At 51.0% G+C, this 21,640-nt stretch carries 16 protein-coding genes; 3 read left to right on the plus strand and 13 right to left on the minus strand.

Annotated features, from left to right (window positions below; all coding sequences use genetic code 11):
* Positions 1-2: 2 nt before the first annotated feature.
* Entirely contained in the window at positions 3-566 is a 564-nt protein-coding gene (locus QL223_RS08745; protein WP_046303930.1) for a GNAT family protein, read from the minus strand.
* Positions 567-1,382: 816 nt separating this feature from the next.
* Here QL223_RS08745 and QL223_RS08750 point away from each other — a divergent pair.
* Positions 1,383-1,796: a globin family protein gene (locus tag QL223_RS08750; protein ID WP_002542566.1), complete on the plus strand. Its 414-nt coding sequence runs from the start codon at positions 1,383-1,385 to the stop codon at positions 1,794-1,796.
* On the opposite strand, the gene QL223_RS08755 is transcribed toward QL223_RS08750, so the two are convergent.
* The 5 genes from QL223_RS08755 to QL223_RS08775 all read right to left on the minus strand — a co-directional run bounded on the left by QL223_RS08755 (position 1,793) and on the right by QL223_RS08775 (position 8,393).
* Complete coding sequence (locus QL223_RS08755; protein ID WP_281544508.1) at positions 1,793-2,473, minus strand: SOS response-associated peptidase family protein; 681 nt, start codon at positions 2,471-2,473, stop codon at positions 1,793-1,795. The two genes, QL223_RS08750 and QL223_RS08755, sit on opposite strands and share 4 nt — an antisense overlap.
* Positions 2,474-2,579: 106 nt before the next feature.
* Positions 2,580-5,057, minus strand: coding sequence for a trimethylamine-N-oxide reductase TorA (torA, locus tag QL223_RS08760; protein WP_281544509.1), 2,478 nt, complete (start codon positions 5,055-5,057; stop codon positions 2,580-2,582).
* A gap of 13 nt (positions 5,058-5,070) precedes the next feature.
* Positions 5,071-6,249 (minus strand): pentaheme c-type cytochrome TorC, encoded by a 1,179-nt coding sequence (gene torC / locus QL223_RS08765; RefSeq protein WP_281544510.1) that lies wholly within the window; start codon positions 6,247-6,249, stop codon positions 5,071-5,073.
* Between the two features lie 41 nt (positions 6,250-6,290).
* Positions 6,291-6,470, minus strand: coding sequence for a periplasmic nitrate reductase, NapE protein (locus tag QL223_RS08770; protein ID WP_046308195.1), 180 nt, complete (start codon positions 6,468-6,470; stop codon positions 6,291-6,293).
* Between the two features lie 219 nt (positions 6,471-6,689).
* Complete coding sequence (locus QL223_RS08775; RefSeq protein ID WP_002542572.1) at positions 6,690-8,393, minus strand: PAS domain S-box protein; 1,704 nt, start codon at positions 8,391-8,393, stop codon at positions 6,690-6,692.
* Between the two features lie 250 nt (positions 8,394-8,643).
* On the opposite strand from QL223_RS08775, the gene QL223_RS08780 reads away from it, so the two are divergent.
* Both QL223_RS08780 and QL223_RS08785 read left to right on the plus strand, forming a co-directional pair.
* Complete coding sequence (locus tag QL223_RS08780; protein WP_281544511.1) at positions 8,644-10,260, plus strand: alpha-amylase family glycosyl hydrolase; 1,617 nt, start codon at positions 8,644-8,646, stop codon at positions 10,258-10,260.
* A 416-nt stretch (positions 10,261-10,676) separates the two neighbouring features.
* Positions 10,677-12,218: a glutamate synthase-related protein gene (locus QL223_RS08785; protein ID WP_281544512.1), complete on the plus strand. Its 1,542-nt coding sequence runs from the start codon at positions 10,677-10,679 to the stop codon at positions 12,216-12,218.
* A gap of 76 nt (positions 12,219-12,294) precedes the next feature.
* Here QL223_RS08785 and ugpC read toward each other — a convergent pair whose 3' ends face one another.
* The 7 genes from ugpC to QL223_RS08820 all read right to left on the minus strand — a co-directional run bounded on the left by ugpC (position 12,295) and on the right by QL223_RS08820 (position 20,939).
* On the minus strand, positions 12,295-13,428 hold the full coding sequence (gene ugpC / locus QL223_RS08790; protein WP_281544513.1) for a sn-glycerol-3-phosphate ABC transporter ATP-binding protein UgpC: 1,134 nt from the start codon (positions 13,426-13,428) through the stop codon (positions 12,295-12,297).
* Between the two features lie 17 nt (positions 13,429-13,445).
* A complete protein-coding gene (locus tag QL223_RS08795; protein WP_281544514.1) occupies positions 13,446-15,068 on the minus strand; it encodes an alpha-glucosidase in 1,623 nt (540 codons plus the stop codon).
* A gap of 8 nt (positions 15,069-15,076) precedes the next feature.
* Entirely contained in the window at positions 15,077-15,907 is an 831-nt protein-coding gene (locus QL223_RS08800) for a carbohydrate ABC transporter permease (protein ID WP_002542581.1), read from the minus strand.
* 1 nt (position 15,908) lies between these two features.
* Positions 15,909-16,829: a sugar ABC transporter permease gene (locus QL223_RS08805; RefSeq protein ID WP_251881138.1), complete on the minus strand. Its 921-nt coding sequence runs from the start codon at positions 16,827-16,829 to the stop codon at positions 15,909-15,911.
* Between the two features lie 60 nt (positions 16,830-16,889).
* Positions 16,890-18,152 carry an ABC transporter substrate-binding protein gene (locus QL223_RS08810; RefSeq protein ID WP_002542583.1) on the minus strand — a complete coding sequence of 421 codons (1,263 nt, stop codon included), beginning with the start codon at positions 18,150-18,152 and terminating at the stop codon, positions 16,890-16,892.
* A 29-nt stretch (positions 18,153-18,181) separates the two neighbouring features.
* A complete protein-coding gene (locus QL223_RS08815; RefSeq protein WP_281544597.1) occupies positions 18,182-18,541 on the minus strand; it encodes a hypothetical protein in 360 nt (119 codons plus the stop codon).
* Between the two features lie 415 nt (positions 18,542-18,956).
* The gene (locus tag QL223_RS08820; RefSeq protein WP_002542585.1) at positions 18,957-20,939 is read right to left on the minus strand and encodes a replication initiator protein RctB domain-containing protein; all 1,983 of its coding nucleotides are present in this window, start codon (positions 20,937-20,939) and stop codon (positions 18,957-18,959) included.
* Positions 20,940-21,640: the final 701 nt, after the last annotated feature.

Raw genomic sequence — 21,640 nt, forward strand, 5'->3', positions numbered from 1 at the left:
AGCTATCCAACACAGCGAAGTGTATCATCGCCTTTACTTTGCGCCTGCCACTCTTCGCGAAGCACACCATAACGGAGCGAATCGTAGTACTTGCCTTCAAAGTAGCGAACCCGTCTGATCCGCCCTTCTTCCTGAAGGCCAAGCGCTTCGGCACATTTCATCATACGCGGGTTACCCGACCACGTTGTCAGGCCGATACGGGCGACGTCATAACGCTCAAAAAGATGGGTGATCCAAAGGGTCAGCGCTTTACGTCCGAGTTGTTTTCCCCAGTATTGGGAAGTGAAAAGCGTAATACCTACTTCCAGCCAGCGGGTCGACTGATCTTCCCAATAGCAGGAAAGGTAACCAATGGCCTCGCCGTTATAGTCAATCACCATCGCGGTTTGCGCTTCTTTCAGGCGCTTAAACAGATGACGTCGGAATTGAAAGCGGGATTGATGCTCGAGCGGAAAATAGGGGGCATCGTGTGCCTTCCACTCGTTTTGCACATAAATGAAATGCCACAAATGATCGCGTTCATCATTCCGGGCGGGTCGCAAGCAAATATCATCAAGCTTTAACATGTCTCTCCTTTTTCATGTCGCCGCGTTTACGCAGTCTTTTCTTTCTCCATTATCAAGCTACCGCAGCCCTAAAAGGATAGCCAACAGAAAACGTTAATTATACCCAAACGACCTGAAGATGCTCGCATTCAGAGGCCCTCAATGCGTTCAATTCAAGGCAAATTTCGCGAGGAATAGTTGTTCTATTTCCGTGGAATTTAACGAAGAAGTGGGCGTATTGAGGGCCTCCCTTCGGGCGAGTTGACTGGCGTCGTGCTCCTTGTTGTCCCTTTTTGATGGAGGTGACTACACCTACAAAGGGACGCCGCGATCACAACGTCAGTCAAACTCGCTGAATCCGGCATCTTCAGGTTGTTTGGGTATATTGATTATTATCAGCTTTAAATTGTGTTTCCTTCCCCAAATACGCATCGTATTTCATTTTGTTGGCGATCTGATGCATTGAGCCAGTTATCAATTGGACATGTGAGCAGGTTTTTCTACGCTTGTTTATATGAACAAAGATCCATACAAAATGCACCATCACCATTAAAGGTCCAAGGGTCTGTTGACCTTTGGTGGTTAAATTTTGTTCTCGCCATAAGCGTTTTAGGCGCGGCGAGGTGTGTGCCGCCTAGTCATTCTAAGCAAATACACCTCAACAAAGCATAAAACGCTTAGGGCAGAACCCTTCGGGCAGCGTTTGTTGGGAATTTCTGCTGCGTTATCGGCTTCTCATGTAGGCCACTACACATCGAAGCCTCTGCCTTGCATAAAATCCCAACAAACTGCTGCAAAAATCATCACCAAAGGTCAACAGACCCTGGGGATACTGCAATGTCGCTAACACAACAACAAATCACACTGATCCAAACCAGTTTTAGCAAGGTGGAACCTATTTCTCTCAAAGCTGCAGAGATTTTTTATGACACCTTATTCTCTTACGATCCTTCCCTTAAAAGGCTCTTTAAAGGGGACATTAAACAACAGGGCAGAAAATTGATGGCGATGCTCCATGCCGCGGTCAATGGACTGAACGACCTTGAATCTTTGGTGCCTGTGTTGCATCAGTTAGCGCAACGTCATGAAGGCTACGGGGTAAAGAAAAGTCACTTTACGCCGGTCGGCAATGCCTTACTGCATACCCTGAAAATCGGTCTGGGCGATGAATTTACTCCAGAAGTTCGCGCCGCTTGGGTGGCACTGTTACACATAGTGGCAGACACCATGAAATCAAAAATGGCCGCCTAGTCAGCTGCCAATAACACGCTCTCGCCTATCGGGTTACGCTTAGACGCTTTTTCTATCGGCGTCACCTTCAATGGCAGTGGTAATTGCGGCGAGAGCAGTGCTTCCAATTCCCCGACATTCACTGCGGTGCTTGCCAACCATTTTCTCTGAATATCCGGGTCGGGCGGCAGTATTAACGGCATCGACTTCGCATGGTAAGGCGCGATTTTAGGGTGTGGCGGCAAAGTAACGATTGAGCATGACAGGACTTCTTCTCCGGTTGTCCCATCAATCCAGCGCCGAAACAAACCACCAAACGCAATGGCACTCCCCACGGGATCCATCGCATAGGCATTGCCTTGCTGGGTTTCGACAAAACCTGACGCAGGAATAATGCAACGCGTCTGGCGAAAAGCATCAAAACCTGCGCTGCCTTGGACATTGAGTTTATCGCTACGGGTATTGAAGCTGGCGTATTTGGTGAGTGGGCGAATGCGTCCATCTTCATGATGCATCAGCAGCCACCAGCAGGCTTCTTTCAATACCGTCTCTTTTCCATTCGACACCACAATACTGACCGTTTCGGTGGGTGCAATGTCGTTACCCACCCTAATCGGAAGTTGGCCTAAATCTACGCCTAAGCTATCCAACAGCGCGTGCATATAAGGGTCATCGGTGACGTTAAAGCGACCGCACATTGCATATCCTTTATCTTTTTATATTCAATAAAGTGTATACAAGGGTCGGATTGCGCCCAAAAAAAGAGCCGCAAATGCGGCTCTCAAGACAGTTTTGATCCCAGATTTACAACGAGACGATCTCTGGGCCTGAGAAGGCATTCACGGCTGGCGCCTCGCCTTTGAATTTCTCGTAGTCCACCAAACAAGTGTATGCACTACAAGCCTGTGCAAGCTCAGAAGTGCCGACATCCAGCGTCACCGTATTTGGGTCGCCATAGGTATCAATTGCACCGATTTCAGATCCTGTCGGGCCATACCATGCCCCTTCCTGAATACGGATAACACCCGGTGGGTAATCGTCCGATACCACGGCGCCGGCAATCAGCTGTCCACGATCGTTAAACACGCGGATCAGATCGCCATCTTTCACGCCACGCGCTTTAGCATCTTCAGGGTTGATGTAGGCAGGCTCGCGACCCTGCACTGTGTAGGTTTCACGCAGCGCGGGCGATTCACACATCTGTGAGTGCAGGCGTTTATCCGGGTGGCATGATTGCAACCACACCGGGAATTTCTCTGACCCCGGACCACCGTGAGAGCGCTCGGCTTTCTCAAACCACATAGGGTGTTCCTGACAGTATTCGTAACCAAATCCGCCGATTTTGCGGCTGGTGATTTCGATAAAGCCAGAAGGCGTGCCTAATGGATTGAGCTCAGGATCTTCACGGAACAAAGCGTGACGGACAAAAGTACTGCCCTTACCAAAGCCGACATAACCATCCTTCCAGAAGGTTTCAAAGTCAGGCATTTCAAAGTTGCCTTTGTTGGCTGTCACACACTCGTTGTAGAGCTTCTCAACCCACTGCATCTCAGTCATTTCCTGCGCGTACTCTTTGTCTTTATTCAAGCCAAAGCGGGCAGTCAAACCCTTGAAAATCTCGAAGTCTGTCCGGGATTGATAGAGCGGATCCACCAGCTTGTGCATAGCAAGGACACCCGTTGCTGAATACGCACCGTAGAGGTCGATATCGTTACGCTCAAATTGGGTACAGGCTGGCAACACAATGTCCGAGAAGCGGCAGGTTGCCGTCCACGCAAAGTCGATGGTGATGGCCGTTTCAATGTTGTGGTAGGCCTTCTTCATCCGGTTGTGATCCTGATGGTGATGCCATGGGTTGTTACCACTCACCACAACCATCTTGATCGGCGGCAATTTCACTTTGCTGCCGTTGTAGTTGATCACTTTACCCGGCTCTTCAATCGCCTCTATCCATCGCGCCACCGGAATGGTGCTCGCATAGCCTTTGAAGTCACTGTTGTTGTATTTCGGCTCCATGCCAGGGTCGAGGTTTCGAGGGAAACCACCAGGACCAGCAGCTCCTGTCGCTGGTTCACCAATACCGCTGTAGTGGTGCGCGTAAGAAACACCTGAGCCCGGAAGGCCAATACCGCCGAGCATACTCGCCAGTACTGCCCCCATCCAATAAGGCTGCTCACCGTGTTGCTGGCGCTGCACACACCAGCCGAACATCAATTGAGTGCGTTCGCTGGCTAGCATTCGGGCAAACTCGCGAATACGATCAGCTTCTACGCCGCATATTTTGGATGCCCATTCCGGCGTTTTTTCAACTTTGTCTTTGGTTTTACCCATGACGTAATCGATAAAAGGTTCAAAGCCGAGGCAGTAAACCTTGATGAATTCTTTGTCGTACAAATCCTCTGTGTAAAGGGTGTGCGCCAATGCCAGCATGAAAGGCACATCGGTTTGAGGATTGATGTACTGATGCTCACAGCCAAGGAATTTCTGGGTCTTGCTGACCACAGGGTCAACCGAGATCACCTTGATATCACCGCTGGCAACTTTGTCTTTCAGTTGATCGAAGTAGCCGTACACATCATGGGTTGGACACTGCCAGCCAACCTGAGCGTTTTTCACCGGATCGTTCGCCCAAATCACAATCTGCTTGGCATTATCCAACACCAACTGCCACGAGGTTTGCTGCGCGTATACTTCAGTTGAACCCAGCACATAAGGCATGATGGTTTGTCCGGCACCTGTCGAATAATCCCCGATTTTCTTCACGAAGAAGCCGTGCATCGCCATCGCGCGCTGCATGTGAGTCGTACAACTGTGGAACTGACCTGTCTGACGCCAGCCGGTTTGTCCTGCCAGCACGCCTGATGGACCATAAGTCTTCTGCACACGCTCAAGTTCGCTATAGAAGAGATCAAGCGCCTGATCCCATGTCACGCGAACAAAACGGTTATCACCGCGTGTGGTGTTCCAGCCTTCGGCACGTTTCAACCAATCAAGGCGCACCATGGGGTAGCGCACACGGGATGGGTTATAAATCAGGCCTTTCACCCCTTCCAACATTTCAGTCGGGTGTTTGTCATGGCTGAACGCAACCACCTCGGCGACTTCACCGCCGACGATACGGGCGCGGAATGCACCCCAGTGAGAACCAGAGGTGCGCCAAGTGCCCTCCAGCAGTTCTGAATTGGCATGTGCGTCTGTAGCAACGAGAAGGCTGGGACCAATGACAGCCGTTGCACTGACAGACAACATGCCTTTAAGGAAAGTTCGTCTATTGATTGTCATGCTGTTATCCCTCTCAGTGTTCTACAAAGGTGCTGGAATGTTTCTGCAGGTACTTGAGCACCAAAGCCTGAGTTGCCTGATCAAAGTTAACAAAGCCCATCATGCCGTCGAACATGCCCGGCCAGGTGTTGGCATCAAAGTGCGCCACATCAGGCTGGGTATGACACAAGCTACAGTTGGTGTCGTAAGCCTGTTTTGCTTCCGTCCAGATTGGATCGATACTGTCAAGGAAGTCAGCTTTTTTCACCCAAAGATCTACCTCCACGCGCTGCCAGGTCAGGCCGGTTAGGTCGTCTTCTTTGGTTTCAAAAGTGCGGATATCGGTCTGGCTTTGTGCCACTTCTTTCGATAAGGCGGCGGAGGCGATATTCAGGCCAAAGTCTTCGTAAATCACACGACCAAAACCTTTCATCTTACGCCAGCCAGTGAGGGTGACTTTCGCCGCGCTGTCGTTCTCTTCAAGAATGGTCACCATAGAAGCAGGCTCGAGCACACCACCATCTTGTTGCAGGCCTTCATCAACATACATTTCCAGGAAATTGATGCTGTAAATCGGCGCACCTTTGTTGAAGTCTGTGCTGTGAGAACGGGAAATCAACTTACCGATCAAGCCACCGGTTGAATCCATTTCCGCTGGCAGTTCGTGAGCGATGCCTTTGTGGCAGTCGATACAGCTTTGGTCGGTTTGCGCCGCGTGCTGCATTTGGAAGCGCGACGTTGGCCTCATCTTGTCAAACTGCATGCTGGCGTAATTGTGGCAGGCCTTACACTCTTTCGAGCCATTGGCGCTGAACCTCGCCCATTCATGCTGTGCCAGCTCCAGCCGCTTATCGAGAAACTTCTCCCGCGTACCAATCACGCCGAAGACCTGGGCAAATACCTCTTTACTGGCCTGCATCTTACGGGCAATTTTATCGGTCCAGTTGTGCGGAACGTGACAGTCAGGACAAGTGGCACGGACACCGGAACGGTTAGACCAGTGGACAGTTTTCTGCAGCTCTGGGTATACATTGTCACGCATGGAGTGACAGGAAATACAGAACTGTTCAGTGTTGGTCAACTCCAGTGCGGTATTGAAACCACCCCAGAAGATCACCCCAGCAATAAAGCCCCCGAGCGTCAAAGTCCCGAGACTGATTTTGGTAGCAGGACGCCGCAGAGTCGCCCAAAGTTTTCTAATAAATTCTTTCATGATTGTTTGCTCTTGATTGGGTCAGTGTATGTGCTTCGCTGTTAGCCGTGACCCGGAGGGCCAAAAAAGAACACCTGACTCATCCAGATGAGAAAACCATATCCACCAATCAATACCACGCTGAGAATGGGGAACAGGAAGACGGCGATAAAGAAGAAAGCACGCCACTCAAACGTCCCTTTCTCGCCTTCCTGAACAATATCTGTTTCGCTTTTTTCCATGACGTTGTCCTCGCTTTTCCAGCTTCTTTTTATATGCCGAGCCGGAATTGAAAATGTACTCCCCACAAGTCTAGGAGAGCATCGCTTTTAGCGTGTCTCTTTATTGACTCACTGAACAACACAAAGTCTTTGAATACAGTGCGCTAGAGGGTATATGCAGTAGGAAGGAAAACTATTTCATTGTTAAGACTGGGGACATATTGTCCCCAGTCTTGAGTTTTATTGGCCTGTCGCCACTTTGAGGACTTCTGAAAGTTCGGTAAGCAGTTTTTGGGTATCGTCAGACAGACGGTTGATTTCACTGGTCGATTCCGAAGAACGGGTCGCGAGTTGACGCACCTCATCGGCGACCACTGCGAAACCTCGGCCATGTTCCCCGGCACGCGCAGCCTCGATAGCCGCATTTAGCGCGAGCAGGTTAGTTTGCTCGGAAATGCCGTCGATGACCTTAGCAATATTGGAAATCTCTGAGCTGGATTTCGCCACCCCATCCATGATTTCGCCCATGCCATCACGCTGCTCAACCTGAGCTGTCACATCTTTCACGAAGGCGGTGTACATGGTTTTGCCATCAATCTTCACCTTGGAAAGAGACAAAAGGCCGTGATAAAGCTGTCCATCTTTACGGTGGATCGGCACTTCCCGACTCGAACCGACAATTTTGTCGTTCCCTGTGACGCGGTTTGAATTCACGAGCGCGTCATGGTTAGACTGAATTTCTGGTGGCACCAGTAACTTCACATTCTGACCAATCACTTCTTCCGACGAATAGCCCCAAAGCAACTCTGCCGCCGGATTAAAGAAGGTCACGATGTTGTTTTCATCAATGGTCACCACCGCATCCAATGCTTGTGACAAAGTCTGGTTGATAGATTCCTGTGCCATGCGCTGGGCAGAAATATCTCGGACGAAGGCGGTGTAACCGATATTGCCCCCGATATCGACTTTGGAGAGCGAGAAGTTCACCCAAATTCGGCTGCCATCTTTTCGCTGCATTTCCAACTCCCGGGCGTTACCGACGATTTTGTCGTTGCCGGTACGGCGGTTGGTGTTGACATAGTTGTCATGGTTGGCCTGAAACTCATCTGGCACCAGCATGCGCACGTTATTGCCGACCACTTCATCCGCCGAATAACCCCATAGCTCCTCGGCAGCAGGGTTAAAGAAGGTCACGTTGTTGTCGGCATCAATACTGACCACAGCATCAATAGCCTGACGAAGTACCTGCTCCGTCTCCTCACTGGCAAGCTTCTCTTTGGTGATATCCCGGGCAAATGCGGTATAACCCACTTCGTTCCCAACTTCGACACGTGACAGGGAGAGATTCGCCCAAATCCGACTACCATCGCGGCGCTCTAACTCGATATCCCGGCTCGTACCAACAATGATGTCAACACGGCTCTGACGGTTGGTGTTCACGTAGGTATCGTGAAACTGCTGGATTTCCTTTGGCACCAACATCTTCACGTTCTTTCCAACAACTTCATCAGCGCTGTATCCCCAAAGGGCTTCTGCAGCAGGGTTCATGTAGGTGACATTGTTCTGACCATCAATTGACACCACCGCATTCACAGATTGCTCCAGCATTTGCTCGTTGCGCTGACGTTCACCGTATTCCTTGGAAATATCTTTCACAAAAACCGATAAGCCCTTGCCGCCAGACACTGCAATTTCGGAGACATTCACTTCCACCCAAGCTTGACCGTTGAGCTGGGTTTGAAATGAACCTGTATTCAGGCTTCCAAGATTGAATGAGGAGATATCTTTCCCCTTCGCATCTTTTGCAGACATATTGAAAAGCCGTTCTGCCGCTGCATTGATGTAGCTCACACGGTTTTTACTGTCTGTGTAAAGCACTGCATCGTTGGCTTTGTCCAGTACTTGCTTGATGACGCTGTCGTTGCTGTTTCCGAAAAGTCCCATGTCTCTGTCCTACCTTGAGTATTGGAAGTCAAAAGCTCACATTTGTGACTAATACTCAAATCTTAGACAGCGTTGGAGATAACCCCAAATATACAAAGTTTGTTTTTGCAACTTGGTGATAATTAAGCGCTAATGAAAATTCGTGGATTGAGACGCCATATTTACAGTGTAAAGCAAGATAACACCCTAAAAGCCCGACAAATTGCACTACGCTGAAAGGGTTAACCCGTTAAGGAATAAAACAAAAACAATGAAACCCAGCGCATCACCTATTCTCTATCACATTTATGTGCGTAGCTTTTATGACAGCAACGGTGATGGCATCGGCGATCTGCAGGGCATCATTGAAAAACTCGACTATTTTGACTGGCTGGGTGTTGATGGCATATTGCTTTCCCCTGTCTTTGAATCTCCCCTTAGCGACTTTGGTTACGACATTACCAGCCTCCGCGGACTCAACACTGAATACGGTGACATGGCGACATTCACCAAGTTAGTAGCGGAAGCCAAAAACCGTGGGCTTTCCGTGATGCTGGATTTTGTCGCCAACCACACTTCCAGCAAACACCCTTGGTTTATTGAAAGCAGTGCCAGCGCAACCTCCGCTAAGGCGGACTGGTATATTTGGGCACCGGCGAAAAACGATGGCACACCCCCGAATAACTGGCTCACCATATTCGGAGAATCTGCTTGGCGTTGGCACCCCACGCGCGGGCAGTACTATTTGCACAACACGTTAAGCAACCAACCTGACCTCAATTACCGCAATCCCGATGTGGTGAGAGAACTCAATAAAAGCGTGCGGTTTTGGTTAGATACCGGGGTAAGTGGCCTGCGCTTGGATTCTGTGAACCTGTTTCTTCATGACGATAAGCTTCGCAACAACCCACCCCGACATTTGGGCTGGCAAGATGACGCCCGTACCGATCCCTATCGTTACCAAAGCCAGCGATACAACATCAGCCGACCAGAGAACATTCACCTGCTCAAGCAACTTCGGGTGATTGCTGATGGTTACGACGATAAAAAGTGGCTACTGGGTTCTCTAAGTGACCCATCGCCTTACGCGGTGATTGACCGCTACACCAGTGAAAGTGACGCCCTGGATGCGGCCAATGTTTTCGAATCGCTGAGTCTTTGCCACAGTGTTGGGCAGGTGGGTGAGCAGCTCGATGATTTTATGAAGTCGGTGCATCCCGGCATAGGCTGCTGGAGCACGGGAAACCACGATATAGCCAGAACCGTCAGTCGCTGGCAGGACGCCAATAATCAGCCAGAGGCAGCAAAATTACTTTTGACTATGCTGATGTCGCTGCAAGGGGTGATCAGTCTGTTTCAGGGCGAAGAACTTGGACTGCCAGAGGCCGATGTCCCTCCTTCTCTACGCAGGGATTTATTCGGTAAACAGGTTATCGCCAATTATGTGGGTCGCGACGGATGCCGCACGCCAATGCCCTGGCTCAGTGAGGCGGAAAACCTCGGCTTCAGCGCATCACCTCCTTGGTTGCCAGCCGACCCGACGCATTCAGAATATGCCATCGATAAACAGCAACAGGATGAAAGCTCTGTGTTGCACTTTACCCGCGCCTTGCTTTATTGGCGCAAACAACATGTCGCCATGCAGCATGGTGCTTGCCGCGTGCTGGCCTACAACCAGACGCTGATGGTGCTGGAACGCCACCATGAGGAGCAAACCCTCATCATTGCACTCAATGCCTCAAACAACGAGGCAACTGTCAGGCTCAACCTGCCCTCTGACGCAAAATCCCTTTCGCTTCCGCATATGGCCGATGCAGTGCCCGAAAACCATGGGGTGCTTAAGCTTCTCCCCTGGCAAGCATGGGTAGGCGAATTGGTTCGCAGCTAACTAATTTAGGTTTGACTCATACTTGTTGCGCATTAGGTATTGAAAAACAGGCCATACTTATACCCAAACAGCCTGAAGATGCAGGATTCAGCGAGTTTGACTGGCGTTGTGATCGCGGCGTTCCTTTGCTGGTGTAGCCATCTCCATCAAAAAGGAACAACAAAGAGTACGGCGTCAGTCAACTCGCCCGAAGGGAGGCCATCAATGCGCCCACTTCTTCGTTAAACTCCACGGAAATAGAATGACTATTCCTCGCGGAATTTGCCTCGAATTGAACGCATTGATGACCTCTGAATACGAACACCTTCAGGTTGTTTGGGTATACATCTGACGATCTTCGACACTATTCCTAAATAGGCGTGAAAAACGCCAATCACGTTGGTCGTCTGAAGCAATGTCGCTTAAAGGAGTAAGTCATGACAGACCCTGTTGTATCCAATAACAAACCGATCAAAGTCGAGCTCGAAAAAGGTAAAGAATATTACTACTGCCGCTGCGGACGCTCGAAGAAGCAACCCTATTGTGACGGCTCCCATGCCGGGACGGAATTCACGCCTCTGGCCTACAAGGCCGACAAAGATGGCGAAGCTTGGTTCTGCGCCTGTAAACACACTGGAAATGAGCCTTTCTGCGATGGCACCCATACCCGCTATGCGGATACGGATGTCGGAAAAGAAATGCCGCCGGTTCAAAGAGAAAGCGCTTCCCCCGCGCCAAAAGCGACCAAGGAAGAACCTTATGTTGAGCTGATCCACCAGCTCGCAAAAGAAGGGCTGGAAAAATTTGGTCACCACGGGCCGATGACCTCCATGGGCGTGCCACGCTACCAACTCCCAACCTGGGACGATATCCAGATCATGGTGGCGCAAATGGCAACGAAACCACTCTTGGATGACGCATCTGTTGGCACCGAACTTATCGTTGGTCCCCGCGCGAAGAAGCCACTGAAACTCGACACACCGCTGTTTGTGTCTGACATGAGTTTTGGTGCGCTGTCAGAAGAAGCCAAAGTGGCACTGGCAACCGGTGCGGAAAAAGCGGGCACTGGCATCTGTTCGGGTGAAGGCGGCATGCTGCCCGAAGAACACGCTGCGAACAGCCACTATTTCTATGAACTGGCAAGTGCCAAGTTTGGCTTTGAGCTTTCCAAAGTGCGCGATGTTCAGGCTTTCCATTTCAAAGGTGGTCAGGGTGCGAAAACCGGTACAGGTGGTCACCTGCCGGGCATCAAAAACCATGGAAAGATTTCACAGGTGCGCGGTATTCCAGAAGGGAAAGATGCCATCTCGCCATCCACCTTCCCTGATCTGAAAACACCCGCGGATTTTGCGCGCATCGCGGATGAAGTGCGCCGTGAAAGCGGCGGCATTCCTATCGGTTTTAAACTGAGTGCCAACCATATTGAAGCCGATATCGGTTTTGCACTGGATGCAGGCGCTGATTACATCATCCTAGATGGGCGTGGCGGTGGCACAGGTGCTGCTCCGACCCTTTTCCGAGATCACATCAGTGTGCCAACCATTCCGGCGCTGGCCCGCGCAAGACGCTTCCTCGATGCGCAGGGCGTGAATGACGTTACCTTGATCATTACTGGCGGGCTTCGCGTCCCGAGTGACTTTGTGAAAGCGTTGGCTCTGGGCGCGGAAGGCATTGCCCTCTCCAACAGTGCGATGCAAGCGATTGGTTGTGTCGGTGCGCGCATGTGTAATTCCAACATGTGTCCAGCAGGTATTGCGACGCAAGATCCAGAACTTCGCAAGCGTCTGAATGTAGAGGCGGCTTCCGAGCGACTCTACAACTTCTTTACCGCATCAACCCATCTGATGCAGGTGATGGCACGCGCTTGTGGCCACGATCATCTGAGTAAATTCACTCACAGCGATCTGGCGACTTTCAATAAAGAAATGGCAGAGCTTTCCGGTATCCACTACTCCGGTACGGGCCCTTCAACGCTCTGATTCGCTTCCATTGAGCAAAGAAAAGAGGCAGGATTAAAATCCTGCCTCTTTTGCGTTTTAAGCCATTATCCGTCTATTACGGCGTTACGACCAGTGACGGTTTGGTTTCGCCCACCATAGAGCGTTTGAAGGCCTTTCCGTCGCGATCAAACAGGTGGCAATAATCCGCTGGAAACTCGATACAACGTTTATCACCTGCACGGATATTGGTTTGCCCTTCGGTGCGAATCACCACTGGCTCAGCACTTTGCGGGGTGTTGAAGTACATCAGACACTCGTTACCCAATTGCTCGACAACACTCAACTCCACACCACCTTCCTGGATCGCATCTTTCTCGCCGAAACGAATATGCTCAGGACGGATCCCAATCACGCAAGGATCCCCGACGCTGGCCCCGATCGTGTTGGCAGAGACTTCCACTTCCTGACCACGGTGGATCTGAACGCGGGTCGTCATCTCACCGGTTTCCACGATATCCGCCGTCAGAAAGTTCATCTTCGGTGAGCCGATGAAGCCGGCCACAAACGTGTTCGCTGGGTGGTTATATAGCTCAAGCGGAGAACCCACCTGCTCAACACGGCCAGCATCCAGCACCACGATCTTGGTCGCGAGTGTCATCGCTTCCACCTGATCGTGAGTCACGTAGATCATGGTTGCGCCAAGACGTTCGTGCAGACGGGCGATTTCCATGCGCATTTGCACGCGAAGCGACGCATCCAGATTCGACAATGGCTCATCGAACAGGAAGACTTTTGGCTCCCGCACAATTGCACGGCCGATCGCCACACGCTGACGCTGACCACCGGAAAGCTCTTTCGGCTTGCGTTCCAGCAATGGTTCCAGTTGCAGCGCCGCTGCTACTTCGCGCACTTTCTCGTCCACGGTTTTGGCTTCTGTTTTCGCCAGTTGCAAGCCAAACGCCATGTTCTCGTAAACCGTCATGTGCGGATACAGGGCGTAAGACTGGAACACCATGCCGATACCACGCTCCGGTGGCGGCAGATCGTTACAGACCTGACCATCGATCTTCAGATCGCCCGTGGTGATATCTTCAAGACCTGCGATCAATCGAAGCAGGGTCGACTTACCACAGCCTGACGGGCCAACGAACACCACAAAGTCGCCTTTGTCGATGTGAAGATCCACATCCTTGGTGACATGTACCTTGCCAAACTTCTTGTTAACTTTATTTAAAATGACCTCAGCCATATTGCGTCCTTACCCTGTTATGTCGTTGCAAATGCCGCCTGATACGGCGGGAGGGTGACCGATCCATTTTCCAGCCTGAATGCAAATCCATGACCTTCCAGCGCCTGCCAGTTTCCTTCCGGCAGGGACATAGTCATGTCTGAATCGGACAGGTTAAAGGCCACCAGCAGACGTTGCTCGTCGTTGTAGCGGACGAATCTGAGCCCCTGTGCATTGGACTGCACATCACTCAACTCGCCATCCACCAGCGCGGCGAACTGCTTACGCCAGCGAAGGTAAGTGCGGTAATGCGCCAGCATGCTGTCGCTTTGCTGCTCTTGCTTATCCACCGCCAGCGCGTTGTGGCGTGGGTCAACGGGCAGCCAAGGTTCGGCAGAGCTGAAACCTGCGTTACCTTCATCACCAACCCAAGGCATTGGGGTACGGCATCCGTCCCGACCTTTGTATTCCGGCCAGAAAGGAATCCCATAAGGGTCCTGAATTTTCTCAAACGGTATATCCGCTTCAGGCAATCCAAGCTCTTCCCCCTGATACAGACAGACACTGCCGCGGAGCGAGGTGACCAAAGCCAACAACACTTTGCCGTAAGCCACTTGGTCTGCTTCTTCTGCCCCCCAACGGGTGATACAACGCACCACGTCGTGGTTTGACAGCGCCCAACACGCCCAGCCATCGTTGATGGCCCCTTCGATTTTCTCAATCACGGACGCCAGGTAATCCGGCTTGCGGTGAATGTTGAGCAAATCAAAGGTGTAAGCCATATGCAGCTTGTCGTTGTCTGCCGTGTACTGAGCCATCAGTGCCAGTGGGTTATCGTCGCCGATCTCCCCAACAGTGGTGATGTCATCGTACTGATCGAGCAATGCACGCAGCTTTTTCAGGAAACCGAGGTTTTCCGGCTGCGAAATGTCGTACTGGTGTTTTTGCATTGAATACGGGTTGGTTCCCGGCACGCCGAGCGATTTACTGTCTCCTGCCGACAACCCAGGGTTGTCACGCAACTGACGGTCATGCATGTAGAAATTGACCGTATCGAGACGGAAACCGTCGACGCCCAAATCGAGCCAGAATTTCACGGTATCCAACAGGTGTTCCACGACCTCTGGGTTGTGGAAGTTCAAGTCAGGCTGGCTGACGAGGAAGTTGTGCAGATAATACTGCTGACGTCGGCTTTCCCACTGCCAGGCACAGCCACCAAAAATGGAGAGCCAGTTGTTTGGCGGTGTACCGTCAGGCTTTGGATCAGCCCAGACATACCAGTCAGATTTCGGGTTATCGCGGCTCACGCGGCTTTCCTGAAACCAGGCATGTTCATCCGAAGTATGGCTGAGAACCTGATCGATCATCACTTTCAGACCCAGTTCGTGCGCAACCTGCACCAGCTGCTTAAAGTCATCCAGTGTGCCGAACAGCGGATCGACATCGCGGTAATCGGATACGTCGTAGCCGAAGTCTTTCATGGGCGATGTAAAAAAGGGCGACAGCCAGATGGCATCTACGCCGAGCGCCGCCACATAAGGCAGTTGCTGGGTGATACCCGGCAAGTCACCGATCCCGTCCTGATTGGCATCGTAAAAGCTGCGTGGGTAGATTTGGTAAATAACCGCGCCGCGCCACCAGGTTGATTCTTGTTGTTTCATGTTTCTGATTATCCCTTAACTGCACCGGCAGTGAGGCCGGAGACGATTCGACGTTGAAAGACCAGCACCATAACGATGAGCGGCACAGTCACAATGACGGAAGCCGCCATGATGGTGCCCCACGGCAGTTCGTATTGACCGGCACCGGAAATCAGTGCGATCGCCACAGGAACCGTGCGTTGCTCATTGGTCAGGGTGAAAGTCAGGGCAAAGAGGAACTCGTTCCACGCGGCGATAAACGCCAGCAGACCTGTGGTCACCAATGCTGGCCATAGCAGCGGCATCAACACTTTGGTGATGATCTGCCACGGGGTTGCGCCATCCACAATCGCAGCTTCTTCCAGTTCAAGAGGGAGTTGCTGCATGAAGGTGGTCAGCACCCAAACCGTAAACGGCAGCGTGAAGATCATGTAGGCGAGCGCCAGACCCGGCATGGAGTTGTAAAGCCCAAACGCGCGAATGAGCTCAAACAGGCCAGAAAGTACTGCCACCTGTGGGAACATCGACACCCCAAGGATTGTCAGCAGCACGATATTGCGGCCGCGGAAACGGATACGTCCCAACGCATAGGACGCCGTCACACCCAGCAGCAGCGAAATGGCCACCACAACGGTCGACACCAGCACGGAGTTCAAGAGGTTGCGTTCAAACACTCCACCGGAAAACACCGAGGCGTAATTGCTCCAGTCAAACGATGATGGCAAATACTCCACCTGAAACAGGGCTGAACCAGACTTAAAGGAGGTCACGATGGCGTAGTAAAACGGGAACACCGAGAACACGACAATCACAGCAACCAAGAGGTAGAAACCTACCTGCAAATACCATTTCTTCGACATATCAGTTGCCCTCGTTCATGCTTTTACGCCCAACGTAGAGATAGGCAATGGTGCAGAGCGCGACGATCAGGAACAGCAGCGTGGAAGCGGCTGAGCCATAACCGACATCCTGGAAGTCCACGAGGTTCTGTCTTGCATACACAGACATCGACATGGTGGCCTCGTTGGAAGGCGTGAGCACATAGATAAGGTCGAATACCCTGAGCGCATCAAGGGCACGGAATACCACGGCCACCATAACGGCAGGCATGATGAGTGGCAGGGTGACTTTGAAGAAGACTTTGACCGGATGGATACCGTCAATCTTGGCGGCTTCGTAGCAATCAGACGGCAGCATCTGCAAGGCAGCAAGCACCAGCAGGGCCATAAACGGTGTGGTCTTCCACACGTCTACCGCGATCACCACATTGAGCGAGAGATCAGAATCCGCCGTCCAGGCGAGTGGCGCTGCAATCAACCCCAAGGTCATCAGAAAGTCATTGATGATCCCAAACTGATCATGAAGCATCCAGCCCCACATTTTGGCGGAGACAATCGTTGGGATAGCCCACGGTACCAGTACCGCGGCACGAACCAATCCCTGCCCTTTGAACTTGGTATTAAGCACCAGAGCGACCACGATCCCGAATACTGTCTCCAGGCTCACAGACACGATGGTGAAATACAGGGTATTCCACACCGCCTGCCACCAGGTGGGATCAAACAAGATGCCGTAAAATTCGCCGTCTTCGTAGATAAAGTAGTTATCGAAGCCAATGAATTCCGCTACCCCACTGCCATCCAAAGTGGCATTGGTCATACTGAACCAGAAGGTTCTCAGTAACGGCCACCCTGCCACCATGGCAAGGGTGATCATCATAGGCGTCAGAAACCACCAGGCGGCGCGAACGCGCTTACGCGTGAGTGCGCTGGTCTGTTCCATACAATTTTCCTCTGGAAGCGGCTGTCAGGCGTTTAGGGAGCCTGACAGCCAGATCAACACTTACCAACGACCGTTGCGACTGATGCGCTTAAGATCTTTGTTGAGTTTGGTCAGCGCAGCATCGGCATCTTTGTTGCCGGAGAGCACGCTGTGTGTTGCGTTCCAGAAGGCGTTCGACACCTGGTTATATTTCGCACCCGTTTGCGTTGAAGGACGGGGGGTGCCGTTGGCGAAGGTGTTGTAGAGGCTACCGAAGAAAGGCGCCGCAGCCAGGACTTCTTCATCCTGATAAAGCGTTTCGATAGTCGGATTGTATGAGCCTTTGATCGCTCGGCGTTTTTGCTCATTGAACGAGGTCAGGAACATCACCAGGCTCGCTGCAACCTCCGGACTCTCTGAGTATTTTGATACGGATAACTGCCAGCCACCCAAAGTACCCGCATGGCGACCTTCTTCACCGCCTTTTGGCAGTGCAACCACCCCAATCTTACCTTTCACTGGCGAGTCATCACTGTTACCCAGAGACCAGGCATAAGGCCAGTTTCGCATAAAGACTGCATTGCCGGTCTGGAACACGCCACGGGCTTCTTCTTCACCATAGTTGAGCACACCTGGTGGAGAGATGGTGTCCACCCACCCTGCTGCTGTGGTCAGAGCCTGTTTGGCATTGTCGTTATTGATAGTGACTTTGCCTTCTTCATCCACGATGGTACCGCCGTTGTATGAGGCTACCCATTCCAGTGCGTCACAGGTCAGGCCTTCATAAGCGCGGCCTTGCCAAACGAAACCCCACATCTTGTCATTGCCCGCTTCCCGTTCACCTTTTTGCACTTTCTCAGCAGTCGCGGTCAACTGCTCCCATGTAGTAGGTGGCTGCTCACCGTATTTTTCCAGCAGATCGGTCCGGTAATAGAGCACACCCGCATCAGTAAACCACGGCATTGCGACAAGACGGCCTTTCACCGTATTGTTCGCTACAATCGATGGGAAATGCGCTTCCTCATCACCATTGGAGTACTGTTTCAAATCGATAAAGTGATTGCCGAGGATCCCCGGCCAGATGACATCAATTTGGAACACATCAATGTCTTTGGCACCCGCAGCCAGCAGCTGTTGGTAAAGCGCCAGGCGCTCAGTGGTTGAGTTTGGAGTGGTAACAATTTTAACGGTGTGTCCGGTTTCTTTCTCCCACGCGGATACGCCTTCCTGACAAAGCTCCAACTCCTGTCCGACAGCGCCGCAGGAAATGGAAATGGTTTCAGCATAAGCGCTCACGCTCAGCAAACTTGAAGCAACGACGGCTCCGAAGATAGCACGTTTCATGAAAAACTCCCTGTCGCGTCATCCCGGGTTTACCCGTGTCTTTCTCCCCGCCAGCGAGAGGTCGGCACTTCCAGTTCGTTTGCATTGGCAGAAGGCGCGGCGTCATTGGACGAAGAGAAATCCGGGTAGGATTTTCGACCAATCAACCATCCAACAGGAACAGAGGTGTACAGTGAGTTATCGAGCAATACGCGCTGTGTTGTCGACGTGTCGCCCTGTGACAGGGCTTTGTCAGATCGCTCGGCGATTTTCAGAACCTGATGCCAGTTTTCAAAACCTTGCAGGCGTGCGACCGCGTCCAGCGCTTGCATGTGAGAACACTGCAATTGGCGCTTTTGCATTTTGGCCTGTCGCTTGAAGGCTTTGATGTCTGAATCAGTCAGGATCATGGATGTCACTGTGTTCCCTTAGGATCATTGACCGGTGAAAATACGCACGCAACGGCCCACTCGTAGCCCGCATCCCTTCCGGGTGACAACCAATTTCTTAGAAGTATTTTAGGAAGTAGATATTGCGTTAGCTTTGCCATCGTGGGCGGCCAGCCGATATCTGCGGCAGTTAGATAAACGCTAGCATTGCGATTACATATTTGCAACATGTGGGAATGTGACTGACCGTGCATTACCGACATCTGCCGAAATGCTGGACAAAAAAAAACGAGCCAGAAGGCTCGTCAAAGGGTTAGCAAATCAATGCATCGGGCGAACCCAGATGCCAATAGGACAAAGGTATCTATTCGTAGATAATCCTAGACGGCATCGAAGGTTGGCATGTCAGAATTTTGTCAATAAAGGGTGAATTTTTCTATACACCCGACGCAACTTCGTCCAAAACAGCAAGCACAGCACTGTCTAAATGACCGTCATAAACTTGACGACAAACCTTGCGTCGCACTGCCAGGCCAGAGATCAAGCGCTCGATAGACAGGTGTTTATCTTGCTGCTGGCTGTTGTAGAACTCGATCGTTTTACTCAATGTTTCGTAAGAGAGGATGTCGCCGTCTACGCGCAAATAATCAAGCTTATCCATGTAGGACTGGCACTCTTCTGCGATAGTGGCCGCGGGGTGTCCTGTCATGGCGGACAACGCCGTAATGCCGCGTTGCATCGCTTCCTGTGACGTGTACTTCGACAAGGTGATCGTCAACTCATCGGCATTGATTTCCACCAGGTGCTTACGCAACTTCACGCGTCGACCCAAACGGCCGCCACGCTTTTCCTTACGCTGGATAGGCTCAAACTCGCCATCAATGATCTCGGAAAGCTGATCAAGGTCCTGCTTCGGCAAGATCTCATTACGCAGCGGGTTTGGCATGGTCGGCGCAAGCGATCGTTTCCCTTCGTTGTAGGTCTTGGCACGGGAGAAACGGATCACTTCATCCACGTTGCACTTGATGTCAATGCGATAGTCCGGATGCTTCTTGTCGTCATCCAACCGGTAAAGCGTCAGGTGATAACCATACAGATTTACGGCAAACACGCCGTCGGCGATCGTTTCCTTCTTCGCCATCTTACGAAGCTCACGGATCAGATCACTCGAAAAACGCCGCCATTCGATGTTTCTCGCCATTTTCTGGTTCAAGTCGCTCAATGTCATGGAATCTTCCAATCGACGCGACATACGGCTTCTGAAGAGGCTGTAGAGCTGGAATACCAGGGTATGCTGGCGCAAAATCTCTGGCGGGAACAGGAAGAAGTAATCTCGGGTCATCAATTCTTCAAAAAACGATGGCTCCCAAACCATGATATAGAGATTTGGCTTGATGCGGATCTCACCATCCTCCCCTTCCCTTGGTGCTTCTTCCGATGCGGTGATCGTGCGGGCGATAAAACGGAAGCGATCACTCTTGAAACCTTCCGGCATGTTTTCGCTAAGCCAGCGTCCGGTCAGTTCGTGAAGCTGAAAATCGGTAAATTCAATACGATCAATACTTTCCCGAATGGAATCACGGGCCGGTCCGCTGTCTTTCTTTCCGCGCAAAGAAAGGATATCCGTGATGTAAACCGGTGTTTTGTTACCCACTTTCTGGGTTTGCAATTCATAACTTGGCAGATGGTGATCGTGGTACTGCACCGTTAGGGTAAACAGCGCAAACAAGGTCATCAGATCGTCCACTGTCATGATCGATTTAGAGGATCGTGTCTCGATGATCGCTTTGGTGCCACTGATCGCCACCATAGATTTCTGGTAGCTTTTCTTGGTACGTGGGGGCGCCAAAGCCTGATCGATAATACCTGCCCAGCTGGTGGGAGAAATCAGGATCTGATCTTTTTCATCAGGCATGGTTGGCGGGGTGCCAAGACCGTGTTCATGCAGTAACTGCTTGTTCACGTGGTTTTGTGCCAACGCTTTGGAGCGCTTTTGTTTTGCGATGACTTTGGTTTTTTCGGATTGAAGGCCTGCAGAGCCCAAGACAGAAATCAGCTGGCTAGGGTTTACAAAGCGGTGCAGCATGGTTTTGCCCGCAAGACCTTCTTCAAAGCGTACGCCCTGTTGGGTAAACAGGCCAATCTGCACAGCGGCGCGCAGTCTTTGCTGTATAGCTGCACGGGTAAGTTGGCCATCTGTTGCTTCAACCAATTCTGTGGTTGAAACCAGACCATCTTTCGAAGAAAAGCCACGCAATGAAATGAGGTTGAGTAGTTCCAGAATACTTTTGGTGACACCTCTGAAGTGTTCATACTGTGGAAGCCAATCTACCAGTTGGCCGTGAACTTCAAACAGGTGACCGTCTTTGTGGGATCGAGGGGCTGTGATCAATATTTTTTCAGAGGGACTTGAGGCCATTCGCCACAGCTCCTTGTTAAGCCAATGTGTTATAAGAATACAGATGCCCGTAATTACGCCATCTTTCCGAAAAGATTAAAAGAAAAAATGAAAGAAAGAAAGATCTTTTTGTAGAGGCTTTTAAACTGATCTTTTTGATTTAAATAGATCTAATTGATTATATGATCTTATGATCCGGGCAAGGAGATGGTCGTAACGCATTGTTATTATTAAAAATAAACTTCACCCCTCTCGAAACAATGATCAGGGTGTCCTTGGAAAGATGATCAATAAAGCATTGAAAGCATGATCATTATAAGGCCGAAACGATGATCATCAATGAATCGAAAGTGTGATCATCGAATGTCCAAAAGCATGATCATGGTACTTTCACAACTTATCCACAGCGGTTTTTCTATACATGGTGAAAACTCGCTGTTTTGAACACTCCTATCCCCCTTTTCTATTCGGAAAAATGATCAGGGGAGCGTGTTTTCGACATCGTTTTGTCCCAATTTACGTGTTCAGCACTGATATTGCGTCCCCCGCATACTGGGTATCTGTTCAGTTGAACTGACATTAGACGTATTTTAGCCGTTCCTATATATGTGTCCGGTAATCGAAACGATGATCAAGTGAGTGTTTATGCATTTTGGATGAGACTGGGCTGAGCCCCGGCTCTTGCCATTTAAGGCTTAACGTCATTGATTTTTTGGAGAAAG

The organism is Grimontia sp. SpTr1 (genome assembly GCF_947387585.1).
Lineage (GTDB): Bacteria > Pseudomonadota > Gammaproteobacteria > Enterobacterales > Vibrionaceae > Enterovibrio > Enterovibrio indicus.

What these genes read in the sequence shown, in the direction of transcription:
- ugpC (WP_281544513.1), bottom strand. Translation starts at nt 13,428, where the DNA reads ATGGCTGAGGTCATTTTAAATAAAGTTAACAAGAAGTTTGGCAAGGTA.
- QL223_RS08770 (WP_046308195.1), bottom strand. Translation starts at nt 6,470, where the DNA reads ATGGAAAAAAGCGAAACAGATATTGTTCAGGAAGGCGAGAAAGGGACG.
- QL223_RS08805 (WP_251881138.1), bottom strand. Translation starts at nt 16,829, where the DNA reads ATGGAACAGACCAGCGCACTCACGCGTAAGCGCGTTCGCGCCGCCTGG.
- QL223_RS08810 (WP_002542583.1), bottom strand. Translation starts at nt 18,152, where the DNA reads ATGAAACGTGCTATCTTCGGAGCCGTCGTTGCTTCAAGTTTGCTGAGC.
- QL223_RS08745 (WP_046303930.1), bottom strand. Translation starts at nt 566, where the DNA reads ATGTTAAAGCTTGATGATATTTGCTTGCGACCCGCCCGGAATGATGAA.
- QL223_RS08755 (WP_281544508.1), bottom strand. Translation starts at nt 2,473, where the DNA reads ATGTGCGGTCGCTTTAACGTCACCGATGACCCTTATATGCACGCGCTG.
- QL223_RS08800 (WP_002542581.1), bottom strand. Translation starts at nt 15,907, where the DNA reads ATGTCGAAGAAATGGTATTTGCAGGTAGGTTTCTACCTCTTGGTTGCT.
- QL223_RS08815 (WP_281544597.1), bottom strand. Translation starts at nt 18,541, where the DNA reads ATGATCCTGACTGATTCAGACATCAAAGCCTTCAAGCGACAGGCCAAA.
- torA (WP_281544509.1), bottom strand. Translation starts at nt 5,057, where the DNA reads ATGACAATCAATAGACGAACTTTCCTTAAAGGCATGTTGTCTGTCAGT.
- QL223_RS08820 (WP_002542585.1), bottom strand. Translation starts at nt 20,939, where the DNA reads ATGGCCTCAAGTCCCTCTGAAAAAATATTGATCACAGCCCCTCGATCC.
- QL223_RS08795 (WP_281544514.1), bottom strand. Translation starts at nt 15,068, where the DNA reads ATGAAACAACAAGAATCAACCTGGTGGCGCGGCGCGGTTATTTACCAA.
- QL223_RS08785 (WP_281544512.1), top strand. Translation starts at nt 10,677, where the DNA reads ATGACAGACCCTGTTGTATCCAATAACAAACCGATCAAAGTCGAGCTC.
- QL223_RS08775 (WP_002542572.1), bottom strand. Translation starts at nt 8,393, where the DNA reads ATGGGACTTTTCGGAAACAGCAACGACAGCGTCATCAAGCAAGTACTG.
- QL223_RS08750 (WP_002542566.1), top strand. Translation starts at nt 1,383, where the DNA reads ATGTCGCTAACACAACAACAAATCACACTGATCCAAACCAGTTTTAGC.
- torC (WP_281544510.1), bottom strand. Translation starts at nt 6,249, where the DNA reads ATGAAAGAATTTATTAGAAAACTTTGGGCGACTCTGCGGCGTCCTGCT.
- QL223_RS08780 (WP_281544511.1), top strand. Translation starts at nt 8,644, where the DNA reads ATGAAACCCAGCGCATCACCTATTCTCTATCACATTTATGTGCGTAGC.